This window comes from Leyella stercorea (genome assembly GCF_021531655.1).
The window spans coordinates 1-15378 of sequence record NZ_JADYUF010000040.1 but is presented as its reverse complement, the minus strand read 5'-3'; the positions used below and the strand labels follow the sequence as shown (position 1 = coordinate 15378).

Here is a 15378-nt window from a genome sequence, read left to right as displayed (position 1 = left end):
GGCAGGAATGCCATACCCACCTATATATTCTAATCCTTGATTATCTGCAAGCGATACGGAATGACGTAGCCTACGCCGTCTATCTGGACGTTGATTTCGTGGATAGCGTATCCCTTGCGGGGGCTTATGTATCCCTCAATCGTCTTGGTGCGGGTGTCGTAGGTTGGTTCGTCGTCGTATATCCAGACGTCTTCGGCTTCGGCAGGATTGGCTTCGAGCGTCGTAACGCCCGTCACTCTCCATGCTGTAAGTTCCTCATTATTGCTGCGCTTGTACACATGCAGCTTCAGATGGAACTCTCCGTACGACTTGAATGTGGCTGTGATGCGGTCGTTGCTGTAATTCAATTCGGGTTTGACACCGATGCCCGTGAACACCTGCGGTTCAATCTCGATGCGGTAGTCTACCAGTTTTACGGGTATAATCAAGTAGTCGTTGCGTGCAATTCGGTTCCATTTGGTCATTGCTATACGCTTCGTCACGGTGCCTTTGTCTGTGTCGATGCTCAGAACGAAGTAGTTCGGAGTATGGGCGACGCTCTCGTTGACGTAGAATGTGGTGTTCAGATGTGCTCCATTCTTCACCTCCTTGCCGTTGGTTCCGTCCATTGTCAGGGTGAAATCGGCGTAAGTTGCGGCGGCATTGATGTTGGGCACGACAGCGTTTGCTTCGATCTTGGGCAGCAGACTGACGTTGTTGGCAGCGTTTTCGGTTATGTCGGTCAGCGTGATGCTCTTCACGTTGAGGTCGTAACCGGTGTCGTTGGTGAACTGTAGTTGCACCTTTGCCATCATACGTATCACCTCCAGGCTTACGGTTCGGGTGTTGTCGTCGATGGTAGCGGTCTGCTTGTTGCTCATCGGGATGCCGTTTCCGCTAATGGATGAAGTGTTGCCCTCTACCTTATAATACATGTTGTCGAATCCGGCAGGCAATTCGGCGGGGAACGAGTTGATGCCGTCGAGCCCTATATCGGCACGGCTGATGTTGGCAAACGAGTAGAAGGTAGCGGCACCCTTAGCCACTACCGTCTTTATTGTGGTAGCTTCCTGCTCGCCATTGGCAGAGAAGTCGCGCTCGATAATGTTCTGTATCTTGCCGTTCTGGACGATGACAACGAAACAATTGTGCATCATCTCTCCTTCAGGGGCAGCGTTAGTGTCTACCCATGTCGCTCTTGTAACGCCGTTGATGTTGCCACTGGCGCGAGTTGGCGAACTGGCAGAAGCGGCGAGCCTTAGCTCCACCTGCGTCTTGCTGCTCTCCGCCTGGCCTTGGCACTCGTCGTTACTATCCTCGAAACAGCCAGTAAGGGCAAGCGTCGAGAACAGCGCGAGCATGTATGTGAATATGTTCTTGGCGTGAGTCATCGCTTTGTGGTTTTTGTATTTGTTAAGTCTGTCGTTTTACATAATAATCTCGTCGTGTTGACGTAGATTCCATTCCTTCACGTTCAGCACTATCTTCACCTGGTCGTCAGTAAGTCCTACGGTGTATTCGTAGTAGTGATTGCGCTGTATGTTGTAGGTTGAGGCTGCGTCGGGAGCTCCTTCGGGAGTGTAGTTGCAGAAGTGCAGCGTATAGTTGCCTTCCTCTTCGCCGTCGCGCATGAGCTGTAAGCTTATGGTAGCCTTACGGTCGGCAGCGGCATTGATGTTGTCGTATTCGGGTATGTAGAGCATTATGCTCTCGTCGCCATCGCCTGTCATTACTATTGACTGAGCCCATGAGCTGTTGGCATGAAGCGAGTTGCCGAACTGAATGGCTGCTGTGCTGGCAACGGTGTTGTATGTCAGCGGCAGCGTATAGCCCGAAGTGTTGTAGTTGTTGAGCTGCATTGCGCCCAGCGAGTACTTGCGTGACTTCATGCCGTCGGCAAGTTTCACCTTCACTTTGGCAAGCGAGCGCAGCAGATAAATAGTTCCGAGGTTGTTGCTCTTGCCCACCACCAGCTCGTTGGTTAGCGTTGTGACGCCCCACATTGGTATGTATTGCGTTGTGGATGCCCTTGTGAAGGCGAGATTCTGGATGTTGCCAGGCGTAACAATGCTCGTTCCGCAGTTGGCAAACACCATAATCTTCTTGGCTTTGGATAGCTTGTCGGCGGCGTTTTCCCACGTTCCAGTGATGGAATAGTCAGGATTGGTGTCGGTACCGTTGTTTATTGCAATGACGTTGTCAACGTCGCCGATGATTGTTCCGTTCTCGTCGCACACCTTAATCTGCAACTGTTCGGTATTGATGGCATTCTCGTATGCAGTTCCGTCGTCCTTCGGGTCGTAGTCGTCCCATCCCTCGTTGGCTGCTCTTGTATTGCCGTTGGCGTACGACATACGGAAAGCCACCCTCACCGCGTCGTCGTTTTGGTCCTCATTGTCGTAGCCGTCGTCGAAGCCGCACGACATAGTGGACAGCAGACAGAACATGAGCGAAACTGTCAGCGTTGATTTATAGCGGTTTATTCTAAGCATAGTCAGTTTCTTTAAGGGTTATTTGAAGTCTGTGTTGTTGAGCACCACTCTCCACGAATTGATGTAGATTTGAGCGGAGAGCCAGCTGTGGTTGTCGTCAATGAAGAATACAAAGTTGTACTCGTCTTGTCGATCCAGATACTCCTGATTGGACATTGCCTTGTTGTAGTTGCCCTTCACGAGTAGAACATAGTCGATGAGCGGAATCTGAAGAATCTTCTCCTGGGTCTCCTTGCTGTAGATGCTGAGTTGCGGATTCATGTTTTCGAAGAGTCGGTTGACTGTCAACTCAGCCACGACAGCCGATGTCGGCGTCATGCTTCCGTCGATGTCGGGTATCAGTTCCGATCGTGTGCCGTTGATGATGCCGTCGTACTTCGACCATGCCACATACGTAACGTCGTTCTCCGGCAGTGCCGTTGAGCGTGTGATCGGCTCGTTGTTGTAGGCAAGGAATGCATTGCCGTCGTCGATGAAGAAGTCGAAGTCGGCAGCGTTGAGAGTTTCACCCGACGTGTTCTGCAGCACTACGCGCACCACGTTGGTGTTCTTCATCAGGTCGACAGTGGCCGTCTTCACTCCGAAACCTTCAAGATTGAGGTCGGCATCCTTCAAGAGTCCGTGATAGAGCGAGGTGAGGTCGTGGTCGACAATGCATTCAGAGCGGTTGATACGACATGTGAGCGAACTGATGTCCTGGCTGTTGGGCTCGCCGTAGATGTAAGAATCGGCATATCGTTCTTCACCTTCCGCCCACACCTTGAGTGTGTAGTGTCCGGGCTTAAGCTCGTTGACCGACATATATCCGCCACGATTTTCAATGTCCTTCACGCTCTCCTTCTTCTGCAGGGCGAGTTTTCCGTCCTTGTCGAAGGCATAGAGCGTGACAGTCTTCACCTCGTTGGGGAAGGCGTCGGCAAACTTCATGTTCATGTCGTACTTGAAGTTGACGCGCAACTCCTTCGGGCAGTTCGACTGATCGTCCTCCATCATTCCACACGAGGTCACGGTGAACATCATAGCCATCACAGCTGCGAGGGCCTTGAGGCCACTAATTATTTGGCGCTTGTTGTGTTTCATATCGTTTAGTTTTTGTTTCGTGAAGTATGTGAGAGTAATATATTAATAATGTGAGAGTATATATTAATAATGAGTATAGTCTGCGTCGGTTGATGAGAGCCGCTTGTGTGGCCTCATATTGCCGTCATCCTCTTGGTATCTGGCGGCGCGATACCTCCATCCTTGTTGTTCCGGTGGCGGAGTCGCCGGGCGTTTGTGTGGGGTAGGGTAGGTGGGTATGGCGGTAGAGTCATACCCACCTACGATTGGTTTACGTCTTTAGTACGTAGTATTTCTCTTCTCTATTAATAGAGTTTTGTATCGTTCGGCTTAGCTGATTATTTGCCAAGCTCGACAGTCTGCTTAACGATTCTCCAAGAGAGAACGTTGATACGAGCTGCGAGATAAGTCTGTGTATCTTCTGGAACTACAGGAACGAACTTGCTATCGGGATCGTATACCGGAGTACCGAAGCCCTTGATAGAGTTGACGTCAATCTGATAGTAGTGGTTACGTACAATACCCTTAGCTGTGCCGAGGTGTGCTACGTCGGTGTAGTAGTAAGCTCTACCCTCTTTACGGATTTCGGCAAGCGACTTGCCCATATTCGTGTTGCACTCAGCTGTAGCATTTACTTCACCCTTATATACTGTAACGCCCTCCTTGAGCTGTGCCTTAACCTGATAACCTGTCACTACGAAGTGGATGTCATCGACTGTAAGACCTGTGATTTCGGTACCATTCGCACTTGTGGTACGCTTCTTATAGTCCTTGTTCTCAGCCAAGATGGCCTTCTTCACAGCCTCTTCCGAGAGATACTCAACGCCCTTGTACTTGCAGATTTCGGCTTTTGTACCGTCTTCATACTGCAACTCTACGGTAGCAACGTATTGCGGCTTGTTATTGTCAGAGGTGTTAGGATTGGTGTAGTAAACATCGCCAATCTGAGAAGTGTAGGCGTTGTACGACTTGCCCTGACTCATTTCGCTTCTTGATGTCTCCCAGTAGCACCGGAAATATGCAGGATGATTCCACATCGTGATGCCCAGATCATTGTCAGTCCATGTAGCGTCAATCTTCTTGATGAGGTTGGCGTCGGTTGTCTCCTTAGCGAGTCCCCAACCCTTGATGACTGCATATACGTTCTTGCCGTTGGTAGTTTCGCCTACAAGGAACTTGTCGCTTTGGCCAGCACCAGTTGCTGTAGAAGTGAGCTTGGCAGCAACGCGCTCTACGTAGATGTCTACCGGATTCTGCATTGCAGTATTCTGGTCTGTAGCAACGTGTCCTGTGATGTCGGCAACCCATACCTTGTTTGTTCCGTCAGAATACACCGAGCTTGACATTACGAAATCCTTAGCGTCAGCACCTTGTGCATTGAAGTTCTGTTCGGCTACGGCTGCCTCGACTTGTGCCTTTGTCATCTTGGCTCTAAGAACGCCTTCTTCAATCGTTGCGGGGTTTACAACAGCTATCATAGAGTGAGGAGCTGTCTTGGTTTCGCCCTCAATCACGAGCATAGCGTCTGTAATCTTCTCTACGTTAGGTGTAAGTTTGCCTTCGCCAGTAGGATTTTCCTTCTCCACATAGTTGGTTGTGCCCATATTGTAGGCCTCGCCATTCTCTGTAAAGAAGTAGAAGCGTACGGCATTGATCTTGTTCTCGTTGGCCGAACCGTTAGCATAGTCGCCGTCAGCACGCGAACCGCTGGTTCCAACGCTATTGATGTTGACAGCTACATATCTTGTTGTTCCTTCACCAGTGGAAGGGTTGTTCTCGGCAACCTCTTCGGATGTACAAGCACTAAATGCTATTGCAGCCAGTGCGAGAGGGAATAGATTAAACTTTCTCATAACTATAAAGTTTAAGTGGTTATTAATTTTTGTGTTTGAATAAAAGTCTTTTTTTAAGTCTGATTGCGTTCAGTCTGAGTTTAGTCTGTCTGTTCTGGTTTGCCAGTCAAGTCCAGTTTAGCATTGTGTCGGTGTATGTGTATTGTGTCTATTGGATGTCTTCGAGATTCCTTCGGGCTGTGTCGCAACCCTTGTCGGCAGCCTTCTTGAAGCTTTCTATAGCCTTAGTCTCGTTGCCTATCTGCCAGTAGCATACGCCTCTTGCATTGTCTGCCTCTGCAGAATCGCCTGCCTTGTCGAGCTTGCGCAACGCATCAGCCCATTTGTCGGCATTGATGTCGGCGCAGGCGGCATTGAGATTGGCTGTAGGATCGTCGGGATACATGAGGGCAGCGATGGCGAACACCTCGTTAAACTCCTTAGATCCCGGCTCGTAAGTCTGTGCCACCATGTACATCTCGTTCTGCGACAGCAGCTGAGGCTTGGTCTTGATGAACTGCTTAGCCTCTTCAACAGAGAACGGGCGCACGTTGCACGTGATGACATAATCGGAATGGCGCAGAGCCGGATACCATGTAGCGAGCATTGTACGGTACTCCTCTGGGTATTGCGACTTGATGAGCCACTCGCGTCGGTCGGGTTCCGTTGCGTTGTCCTCGGCAATTTTCAGAATGGCGTTGCGGTTGTTGAGATTGCTCTCGCGGATGTATTTGCATAGTCCTTGCCAATCCTCGGCAGTCGACTTTACTGTGAACAGACGGTCGTCGAGTTTGACGAGCTGTCTGACGTAGTTCTTCAGCGTAGCCGCACGGTTGGCAGCGAGATACTCGTTGTGCTTGTATGGAGCTTCGGGCGAGGCGTAGCCGTGGATCTCGATGCTTGTGATTGTCATGTTGGCATCCTTCTTTATGATGTTGATAGTGTCGACAATCTTGGCAAGTTCGCGTGGGTTGTTGCGGTAATTGGGATGAAGTTCGGTGCGATCGACGGGGAAATCGACGTAAGCACGGCCCGACATAGAGTACGTTTTCTGCTCTACAGCCACCGGAGCGATGTAAGCCACCTTCGGCTGGCGCATCTTCTTGATCTGTTCGCTCTCCTGCTCGTCCACCTTTCCGCATCCGCAGAGGTCCTCTTTCATTACAATGTCGGCATTGCGCATCCAGTCGGCGTATTCGGTCTGTGCCTGATATGAGAAGCTTTGAGCCTTGCCGTTCTTGCGAGTCACCGCCATTGCGTCGGGATATTTACGGTTGTCGCGGCGTTCGTACATCACCTTCTGCCTGGTTCCGTTGATGACGATGGGCTGCAGAGCCACGCTGTTGTCGCCCGACTCGATAGTCGGCGTCAGAACCACGCGTCGGTTGGCAGGCATATTCAGCTCGTCGAGGCAGAAGTCCATACCTACGAAGAACTGGTTGTCAGCCCTTGTAGCCTTGATATTCTCCACCGCCACCTGTCGGTTGAGGATTCTTGCCGACCGCTTCGTCTGTGCCGTCGCATTGGCGGCACTTAAGACGAGAGCTGCTAATAATATAATGTAGTGTTTCATATATTGAAGTCTTTGTGTTAGTTAATAGAGTCTGTATCCGGTTTAGAATATGTAGATTAGTTCGATGGCAGCCTTAGTTGGGCCCACATAGTTCTTGTGTGCCTCGCCTTTCTTGTTGCCACACGTCTTGCATTCAAACTTCTTGTAGTGGATGTAGTCGTAGCCTACACCGAGCGAAGTCTCCAGGTTCCAGTGTTTGGACAGTGGCCACTGATAGCCGGCTGTGAGTCCGCCACCTGCAAACCATCCTTCGTATCTGTGATTCTTAAACTCTTTGAGCAATCCGAACGGCATCTTGATGCCTCCGGCATTGAATTGTCCGCCCATAGCATGCACGCCGAGAAACCAGCCGTTGAACGTCTGGCAGAACCAGTAGCGGTATTCCGGCTGGATGACCCAATGGCGTATGCTCTTATTGTCTTTAAACTTCCAGGGGTTGATGCCGTAGAAGGCCTGGATGGTATGCTTACGACCGGTCTGAAGTTCAAGTCCGATGTTTGGGGTAGTAGTGGCCCAATAGAGCAAATTGGTCTTTAGTCCCAGTTGCTGGGCGTTAGCTGATACAGCCACGAGCAGAGCTACTATGAGCAGTCTCAATCTGTATGTTACGTGTTTAGCCATATTACATTCTTTTTTTAAGTGTTCTAGTTTTGTGATGTTATGTGTTTGAACTTATCGTTAAGGGTGGGGTGTCTTTTAGTCAAAGTCTGTTAGCTTTTTTAAGAGGTTTGTTTAAGACTTAATTAAGTCTGTTTAGTTTGTGCTGTTGTTTTATCCTTGTACTGTTATACGATTGCAAATTTAGATTAGAGATAAATGGGATTTGTCGCTTGTTAATTTAACGTCCAAAATGCGCAAATCTGTATTTTTTTTGTACATTTTATTAATCCTACATAGGAATAAGACGGCTATTTTCGTATTTCGCCACCTGATTTAATTATCGTAAAAAAAGGATTTTTATCGTATGAAGGGGTGCATATAAATTATGTAGGGGGTGTATATATATAATAATGTCAATTTCTCTGCCGGTAGACCGAAGGAGGCATTCCCTCTATCTGCTTGAATATTCTCGACATCGAAGCGAGGTCGGCAAAGCCCATACGATAGGCTATGTCGCTGAGCGGGAGCGTACGGTCGGCGAGTAGCACAACCTTGGTCTCCTGCACTTTCAGGAAGTTTATCCATGCGTTGAAGTTGCGTCCCTTCACGTAGTTGATATAGTTGGAGAGCAGTCGGGTGTTCAGTCCCATCTGTTCAGCCACCTGCGTTATGGTGATGCTCTCCTTGAGATATGGTTTGTCGTCGCGTCTGATCCACTCGTTCACTATGTCATCGATAGAGTTGGAGTCGAATGTGGCCCGCTGCGTCATGGCATCGGTCTCTCGCTTCTGCTTTGATTCGTCGCTGCTGTGCTGAGCTTTGTCTGCATCAGTGGCGTTGTCGGTTGTGGCAGCTGTTGTCGGTGTGTTGTCGTTTTCGGCAAAAGCCAGTTGAATTTTCCAATAAATGTTGCGGCACATAATGAAAGCCATACTGTTGGCGATAACAATCAGCGATAGAACCCAGAGCACGTAAGAATCCAACATGGGGTTGGATGCGCAGAGGTCAATTATACCTATTATATAATATAGCACTATTGATATGACCACGGCTATGAGCCAGTGGCTCTGGCTGCGGCTCTTGCCCGAGCAATAGTTGTCGATATGCTGTCTGAAGCGTATTATCTGGTTGCCCACCGACTTGAGTATGTATGCGAATTCGACTACAAACACCGTATACAGCGCATAGCAGGTGTATATGGCGGGCTTTGTTGTGAGGAATTCGTTGTAGGCTTTGGCTGAGAAGGTCAGTCCGTAGTCGGGTATGAACAATAATATATGTATAAGCCACACGAGCAGTACGGGTGTGACAAACAGTATTGAGGTGCGCAGTTGGGGTTGCTTGCCGTGCATCAGATAGATTATGGCTGTCATGTCGATGCATATAGCGAAGTACAAGAACAGCGGGCTGGTGAATTGGTTGAGGGGCAGATACGGCACGTCGTTGACAATGCGCACGGTGTACAGCAGACTTGTCAGTCCCTCGATAAAGGCCGACGCAGCAAGGCACAATCGTGTCTTACTGTATGAGTCTATCTTCCCCTCCTTGTCCTTTCTTAAAGGTGTGAGCAGGAAGAGTATTCCAATTGTGGCGCATACGGCGCAGTTGAAAACGTATGCGATTAGTGAATATAGGTCTATTGTCATTGCGGTTAATTTAGCTTTTAAGTATATGCAAAGGTACTAAAAAGCCTACGCTTTGTCAATAATGTTTGTCGTTTTTTAACCTAAAATTGACAAATTGTGTTTTATGTGCATAGTTTTGCAAAGTCTTCTATAGACTCTCCACATACTCGTAGAGCTGCTTGTAGAACGGATGGCGCGTCATTGTGGCGGCAGAGCCGAGGATGATGAGCTTCATGCGGGCGCGTGTTATGGCTACGTTCATGCGACGCAGGTCGCGCAGGAAGCCGATGTCGCCGCCGTCGTTGTCGCGCACCAGCGATATGAGCACGATGTCGCGCTCCTGACCCTGAAATCCGTCGACAGTGTTGACGGCGATGAGCCGGCGGTAGGGACGAAGACGCTCGCTCTGGCGTATCATCTTGCGCAGCAGCTGCACCTGGGCACGATAGGGCGAGATGATGCCCACGTCGATCGACTCGTCGAGCACGCGCTGACGGCCAATCTTGTCGAAATAGTCGGCAAGGGTGGCGAGCGTGAGTTCTGCCTCGGCACGGTTGATGCGACCGAAGTTTTCGCCTACGAACTCCTCGCGGCCGTCGACATCGGTGGTGTCAACCCACATCATGGGGCGGTCGTAGTCGAGAATGCCACGTCCGCGCACCTCGGGAGCCGACTGCACGCGCGAGTTGTAGAAGTAGTCGCTTGAGAATCGCATTATCTGCTCGTTCATGCGATACTGCACTTCGAGCAGCGTCACCACATCGGGCTTCTGCTCGGCTATGCGCTCCATAAGCGTTTTGCCCAGTCCGCCCTTAAGAGCCATGATGCTCTTTACGGTAGGCGGCAGCTGACAATGGTCGCCTGCCAGTATTACTCGTCCCGCCTTGCGTATGCCAATCCAGCATGCCGCTTCGAGAGCCTGAGCCGCCTCGTCTATAAATAAGGTGGAGTAGTGTTCGCCTTCGAGCACCCGGTTGGCGCATCCGGTGAGGGTGCAGGCTATGACACGTGCCTCGCCGAAGAGCGACGAGCGTATGCGCAGCTCCAGTTCGGTGGCGCGGCTCTTCAGACGGTCCATCTTCTGGTGCCACGACTCGGTGCGTCCGCGTCGCTGCTGGCGCAGTTCGCGTATGGCCTTGCGTATGCTCCACAGCTGCGGATAGTCGGGATGGGCCTCGAAGCGCCGTTCGTAGGTGAACGACAGCATCTTGTCGTTGACGCGTGTGGGGTTGCCTATGCGCAGCACGGCAACGCCACGGTCGACGAGTTTCTCCGAAATCCAGTCGACCGCCATGTTGCTCTGTGCGCACACCAGCACCTGGCTCTCGCGTCGCAGCGTCTCGTATATAGCCTCGACAAGCGTCGTCGTCTTGCCCGTTCCGGGAGGACCGTGTACTATAGCCACGTCCTTTGCACGCATCACTTCGCCCACGGCGTGCTGCTGTGAGGCGTTGAGCCACGGCAGAACGGGCACGTCGAATGTGAATCGTGACGCGGGAGCCTTGGTGTAGAATATGTCGCGCAGCGCTGCCAGGCGTCCCGTCTTGGCACGTATCACGCGGTCGAGGGCGTCAAACATCAGTCGGTAGGACGTCTCGTCGAAGAACAGCTGTATGCCCAGAGCCTCCTGGCGCTGCAGGTCGACAATGCGGCCCGAGTCGGGCAGCGCCACCACCATGCGGTCTTGCTCGGCATAGCTCACCGTAGCGGTGAACGACATGTAGTGTATGGCATCGTGTCCGGCAGCGTCGCGCTTCATTGTGAAGAAGCATACGGGCCTTCCGGGCTCGAAGTTGTGTTCGATGTCCGATCCCGGCTGTCGTGTCACCTCCACGACCATCTGGTTGAGTGAGTTGTAATAGTTGCGCCCTATGCTCACGGGAAACCAGGCATCGCCCCGCCGTGTCTTGCGTTCGATGCCCATTGACTGTGTCTGTTTACGAAATTCCTCCTTCTCGTGATTGTATTCAATCTCAAGAAGGAGGCGCTGCTGTTGTAGTTGGAGTATAGGGTTGTTCATTTCTTATTTTCTGTATATCCTGATAGTGTTTCCGTCGAACGTCTGCTGGCTGTGCAGGCGTGCGCAGTCGGGCAGTTGCGGGGCGCGTGTGCCGGAGGCTACGGTCATGGGTGCCGTCTCGATGCGTATCTCGTCCCACGCTCCGGCTGCTATGAACGAGTTGAGAGTGGCTGCTCCGCCTTCAACGATGAGCCACTGGCAGCGCTCGTCGTAGAGCCACGAGAGTATCTGCGGCACTACGGGCTGTGCGAAGTCGAGCCCCTCGAATGCGGGCCTGCGGCTGTCGATGACTATGCGTCGGGGCGAGGGTCCTGCCCATAGGCGTGTGTTGAGCTGCGGATGTTCGCGTTCGTCGGTGGTGCGGCCCACGAGTATGGCGTCCGCCTGGGCGCGCAGTCGGTGCGAAAGCATCTTGGTGAAGGGGGTGGATATGGCAAGCGCAAGGCCGTCGTTGTCGATGAAGTGGTTGGCGGTCTGCGCCCACTTGAGTGTGATATAAGGTCGGTGTTGCTCGTTGAAGGTGATGAATCGGCGGTTGAGTTCGCGGCATTCGTCGTCGAGGACGCCCACGGTGACCTCTATGCCGGCGTCGCGCAGCTTCTGTATTCCGCGTCCGTGCACCTTGGCAAAGGGGTCGACACATCCCACCACGCATCGCTTTACACCTTTCTTTATTATAAGGTCGGCGCACGGCGGAGTCTTGCCGTAGTGCGAGCACGGCTCAAGGCTGACGTATATTGTGGCGTCGCTGAGCAGCGGTTCGTCCTCGGGGCGTACCGATGCGAATGCGTTCACCTCGGCATGTGGCCCGCCATAGCGGCGGTGGTAGCCCTCGCCTATGATGCGTCCGTCGGCAGATACGATGACAGCTCCTACCATCGGATTGGGCTTTGCGCCCATTATGCCGCAGCCGGCAAGTTGCAGACAGCGGCGCATGTATTGTTCGTCGGTCATTGTTTTTTTTCTTCGAGAAAAGAGGTTGTGGTGTTGTGATGTTGTTGTGGTGTGATTTGTTGATATGGGGTGTATGGGGTTGAGGTGATAAGGGGTTGTTGTGGTGTTGTGATTTGTTGATATGGTGTTGAGGTGTTGAGATGGTGAGATTTCCAACAATATATCATCACAACAAATCACACCATCTCAACACCTCAACATCACACCTTTATTGAGGCTTATGCCTCAATAAAGGTTGCTTCATCTCCCTTCCACGCTTCGAAATAGGGCGGTTCGTCGCGCAGCGAAATGTCGTCGTAGATGAAGTCAGCCACTACTGTCTCCTTGCCATCGGGCAGGATGAGTCCCATCTTGCCGTCGCGCTGGGCTATGACGGGCAGCGTGCGCAGGTCGTCGACGTAGACGTATGGCGTGCGCAGGAAGTCGTAGTGTGCAGGGATGAGTATGTTGCCCTGGTGGTCCTTGATGCCGAAGCGTCCGTCTTCTTCGAACACTTCGTGATACTGTTCGTACTTCTCGCGTATGCGGTTGAGATAGAACACCATCTTGCGCTTGTTGTTGACAAGCTCGATAAGGTAGGCGAACGTGTCGCAGTAGTTGGCCATGGCACGTGCGAGCACCACCTTGAAGTCAAGTCCTGATAGCACTTTGCGGTTTAGGTCGATGTAGCGTGCTATGGCCTTCTCCTTCTCCTCCACGGTGAGAGTGGCGAGCTGCTCCTCAAATTTGAGCATGATGGTCTTCGAACCCTTCATCGCCTTGATGTAACGATGAATCTGTCGTGCCATTTCGTCGCACACAAACTTGTCGATACGTTCCAGTTCGATACTGTCGACGTAGGTCTCTTCGAAGTTCTCTTGTGTTATTTTCTTTTCCATAGCGTTTTCTAGGTTTACTGTTAGGATTTTATCCAAAAGTACGACATTTTTGCGAAACCTCAAAGAAAATGCCGTGATTTTTGCGTTTTATGTGTTTCGAGGCGGAATATTATTGCTAACTTTGCCAGTGGGGAATTTACAGGGGCTGCACAAAAGGGCTCCTTTTACCCCGCAAAAGGACTCGTTTTGGAGCGCAAAAGGAGTCCTTTTACTCTGCAAAAGGACTCGTTTTGGAAGGCAAAAGGACCCCTTTTGCAGGAGGTGGGTGGCTTATCTTCCCCCTATATATATAATAAGGTGTAGGCGGAGACAGAAAAAGAGAATTCAGAACTAAATAAAATAACTAAAACAAAAATTATGAAGAAACTTATCTTTTCGGTACTTTTGTGCTGCGTAGCCATCGTGGCAAGCGCACAGGTACAGCGTCCGAAGCTGGTGGTAGGCATCGTTATCGACCAGATGCGTTGGGACTATCTTTACTACTATTACGACAAGTTCGGCGAGGGCGGAATGAAGCGTCTCATCAACGAGGGATTCTCGTGCGACAACCAGATGGTCAACTACGTGCCTACCGTTACGGGTGTGGGACATGCCAGCCTATATACAGGAGCCGTACCAGCCACTAACGGCATCGCCTCGAACGACTTCCGCATGGGCGACAAGATGGTTTACTGCTGCGACGACCCCTCGGTGCAGGGCGTAGGCACCACATCGAAGTCGGCACAGATGTCGCCCCACTACATGCTCGGCACCACTATAGGCGACATGCTGCGCCAGGCTACCGACTTCAAGGCCAAGGTTTTCGGCGTGGCTATAAAGGACCGTGCCGCCATACTGCCTGCGGGCCACTCTGCCAACGGCGCTTTCTGGTATGACAAGAGCGTGGCAGGATTTGTCACCAGCTCGTACTATATGGACAAGTTGCCCGACTATGTAGTGAAGTTCAACAAGCAGAACACTCTGAAGAAGGGTTACGACCCGAAGAGTCATGCCGACGGTGTGACCGTGACATTCGACATGGCAGAGGCAATAATGAAGGCCGAGAAGCTCGGACAGAACGGAACCACCGATATGCTCTGCGTCAGCATATCGTCGACCGACGCCATCTCGCACCAGACCGGTACATGGTGCTCGCCGGGCAAGGAGAACGAGGAGGTGTTCCTCACGCTCGACCGCGACATCAAGAAGTTCTTCGACGCTCTCGACGCGCAGGTGGGCAAGGACGGCTATCTGCTCTTCCTCACAGCCGACCACGCCGGAACCCACAACCCCAACACACAGCGCGAGCACAAGCTCGTGGGCGGCTCGTGGGACAAGACGGCTACGCTGCGCCAGGTGAACGAGGCTCTGTCGAAGAAGTTCGGCGTTGAGGGCAAGTACTTCAACACATCAGTAGGCTTCAGCCTCTATCTCGACCATGCCTTCCTCGCACAGAACAATCTCGACATCGAGGCTGTCAAGGCCGCTGCCATAGCCGAACTCAAGAAGGTGCCCGAACTCATCACAGCCGTAGACTACGAGAAGGCAGCCGTGGCAGCACTGCCGCAGTGGATACGCGAGCGCATCATCAACGGATACTATAAAGGCCGTTCGGGCGATATCTACGCCGTAGTGAAGGCCAACTACTTCGACTGGAACGTGAAGCCTGGATTCTATGGCTCTACACACGGCTCATGGAACCCCGCCGACACACACATCCCGCTCATCTTCATGGGATGGAACGTAAAGCCCGGCAAGACCACCCGACTGACCAATATGGTAGACACCGCACCCACAGTATGCGCCATGCTGCACGTGCAGGCACCCGATGCTTCAACCGGCAATCCGATTGTGGAAGTGGTGGACCAGAAGTAAACAAAGAATCCAATAAAACAATGATATGAAAACCAAAGAGGAATATTTAGACATATTACGCAAATACTTAGACTTAAAGTCAAAAGTATATGGCATAGTGAAAATCGGTATCTTCGGGTCGGTAGCCAGAAATGAGCAGACAGAAGATAGCGATGTGGATGTTTGTGTGGAAATGCAGAAGCCGGATATGTTCTCTTTGGTTCATATCAAGGAAGATTTACAACATCTGTTCGGCCGACCCGTAGACATCGTACGTCTAAGGGACAACATGAATCCGATGCTTTCCAAACAAATACAAAGAGATGGAATATATGTTTGATGAAGAATTTGAAGTTGTGAAGAACAAGCTTCCGGGAATGTTGAAAACGATAAACAAAATGTTGGAAGAGATTTAATAAAAAAGTAGCGGAAGGTCTGATCTTCCGCTACTTTTTTATTAAGGGATGTTCTATAAATTAACATATTGATAATTAGTTATTTAATTTAATAATTCAATAAATAGTCGTATTTTT

At 51.2% G+C, this 15378-nt stretch carries 12 protein-coding genes; 2 read left to right on the top strand and 10 right to left on the bottom strand.

Annotation, left to right across the window (positions count from 1 at the left end; genetic code table 11):
* Window positions 1-29: 29 nt before the first annotated feature.
* The 10 genes from I6E49_RS11050 to I6E49_RS11005 all read right to left on the bottom strand — a co-directional run bounded on the left by I6E49_RS11050 (window position 30) and on the right by I6E49_RS11005 (window position 13012).
* Window positions 30-1370 carry a hypothetical protein gene (locus tag I6E49_RS11050; protein WP_235402337.1) on the bottom strand — a complete coding sequence of 447 codons (1341 nt, stop codon included), beginning with the start codon at window positions 1368-1370 and terminating at the stop codon, window positions 30-32.
* A 36-nt stretch (window positions 1371-1406) separates the two neighbouring features.
* On the bottom strand, window positions 1407-2471 hold the full coding sequence (locus I6E49_RS11045) for a hypothetical protein (protein ID WP_235402336.1): 1065 nt from the start codon (window positions 2469-2471) through the stop codon (window positions 1407-1409).
* Window positions 2472-2489: 18 nt separating this feature from the next.
* Window positions 2490-3551 (bottom strand): FimB/Mfa2 family fimbrial subunit, encoded by a 1062-nt coding sequence (locus I6E49_RS11040; RefSeq protein ID WP_235402335.1) that lies wholly within the window; start codon window positions 3549-3551, stop codon window positions 2490-2492.
* Window positions 3552-3868: 317 nt separating this feature from the next.
* Window positions 3869-5383, bottom strand: coding sequence for an Mfa1 family fimbria major subunit (locus tag I6E49_RS11035; protein WP_235402334.1), 1515 nt, complete (start codon window positions 5381-5383; stop codon window positions 3869-3871).
* A 148-nt stretch (window positions 5384-5531) separates the two neighbouring features.
* A complete protein-coding gene (locus I6E49_RS11030) occupies window positions 5532-6935 on the bottom strand; it encodes a DUF3868 domain-containing protein (RefSeq protein ID WP_235402333.1) in 1404 nt (467 codons plus the stop codon).
* 42 nt (window positions 6936-6977) lie between these two features.
* Window positions 6978-7556, bottom strand: a complete 579-nt coding sequence (locus I6E49_RS11025; protein ID WP_235402331.1) for a DUF3575 domain-containing protein — start codon at window positions 7554-7556, stop codon at window positions 6978-6980.
* Between the two features lie 392 nt (window positions 7557-7948).
* Window positions 7949-9181 (bottom strand): helix-turn-helix domain-containing protein, encoded by a 1233-nt coding sequence (locus tag I6E49_RS11020; RefSeq protein ID WP_235402330.1) that lies wholly within the window; start codon window positions 9179-9181, stop codon window positions 7949-7951.
* A gap of 127 nt (window positions 9182-9308) precedes the next feature.
* Window positions 9309-11180: an AAA domain-containing protein gene (locus I6E49_RS11015; protein ID WP_235402329.1), complete on the bottom strand. Its 1872-nt coding sequence runs from the start codon at window positions 11178-11180 to the stop codon at window positions 9309-9311.
* 3 nt (window positions 11181-11183) lie between these two features.
* Entirely contained in the window at window positions 11184-12134 is a 951-nt protein-coding gene (ribD, locus tag I6E49_RS11010) for a bifunctional diaminohydroxyphosphoribosylaminopyrimidine deaminase/5-amino-6-(5-phosphoribosylamino)uracil reductase RibD (RefSeq protein WP_235402328.1), read from the bottom strand.
* Between the two features lie 218 nt (window positions 12135-12352).
* Complete coding sequence (locus I6E49_RS11005; RefSeq protein ID WP_235402327.1) at window positions 12353-13012, bottom strand: hypothetical protein; 660 nt, start codon at window positions 13010-13012, stop codon at window positions 12353-12355.
* Window positions 13013-13369: 357 nt separating this feature from the next.
* Here I6E49_RS11005 and I6E49_RS11000 point away from each other — a divergent pair, with 357 nt between their 5' ends.
* On the top strand, window positions 13370-14866 hold the full coding sequence (locus I6E49_RS11000) for an alkaline phosphatase family protein (protein WP_235402326.1): 1497 nt from the start codon (window positions 13370-13372) through the stop codon (window positions 14864-14866).
* Window positions 14867-14891: 25 nt separating this feature from the next.
* A complete protein-coding gene (locus I6E49_RS10995; RefSeq protein WP_235402325.1) occupies window positions 14892-15185 on the top strand; it encodes a nucleotidyltransferase family protein in 294 nt (97 codons plus the stop codon).
* Window positions 15186-15378: the final 193 nt, after the last annotated feature.

What these genes read in the sequence shown, in the direction of transcription:
- I6E49_RS11030 (WP_235402333.1), bottom strand. Translation starts at nt 6,935, where the DNA reads ATGAAACACTACATTATATTATTAGCAGCTCTCGTCTTAAGTGCCGCC.
- I6E49_RS11005 (WP_235402327.1), bottom strand. Translation starts at nt 13,012, where the DNA reads ATGGAAAAGAAAATAACACAAGAGAACTTCGAAGAGACCTACGTCGAC.
- I6E49_RS11000 (WP_235402326.1), top strand. Translation starts at nt 13,370, where the DNA reads ATGAAGAAACTTATCTTTTCGGTACTTTTGTGCTGCGTAGCCATCGTG.
- I6E49_RS11015 (WP_235402329.1), bottom strand. Translation starts at nt 11,180, where the DNA reads ATGAACAACCCTATACTCCAACTACAACAGCAGCGCCTCCTTCTTGAG.
- I6E49_RS11050 (WP_235402337.1), bottom strand. Translation starts at nt 1,370, where the DNA reads ATGACTCACGCCAAGAACATATTCACATACATGCTCGCGCTGTTCTCG.
- I6E49_RS11025 (WP_235402331.1), bottom strand. Translation starts at nt 7,556, where the DNA reads ATGGCTAAACACGTAACATACAGATTGAGACTGCTCATAGTAGCTCTG.
- I6E49_RS11040 (WP_235402335.1), bottom strand. Translation starts at nt 3,551, where the DNA reads ATGAAACACAACAAGCGCCAAATAATTAGTGGCCTCAAGGCCCTCGCA.
- I6E49_RS11045 (WP_235402336.1), bottom strand. Translation starts at nt 2,471, where the DNA reads ATGCTTAGAATAAACCGCTATAAATCAACGCTGACAGTTTCGCTCATG.
- I6E49_RS10995 (WP_235402325.1), top strand. Translation starts at nt 14,892, where the DNA reads ATGAAAACCAAAGAGGAATATTTAGACATATTACGCAAATACTTAGAC.
- ribD (WP_235402328.1), bottom strand. Translation starts at nt 12,134, where the DNA reads ATGACCGACGAACAATACATGCGCCGCTGTCTGCAACTTGCCGGCTGC.
- I6E49_RS11020 (WP_235402330.1), bottom strand. Translation starts at nt 9,181, where the DNA reads ATGACAATAGACCTATATTCACTAATCGCATACGTTTTCAACTGCGCC.
- I6E49_RS11035 (WP_235402334.1), bottom strand. Translation starts at nt 5,383, where the DNA reads ATGAGAAAGTTTAATCTATTCCCTCTCGCACTGGCTGCAATAGCATTT.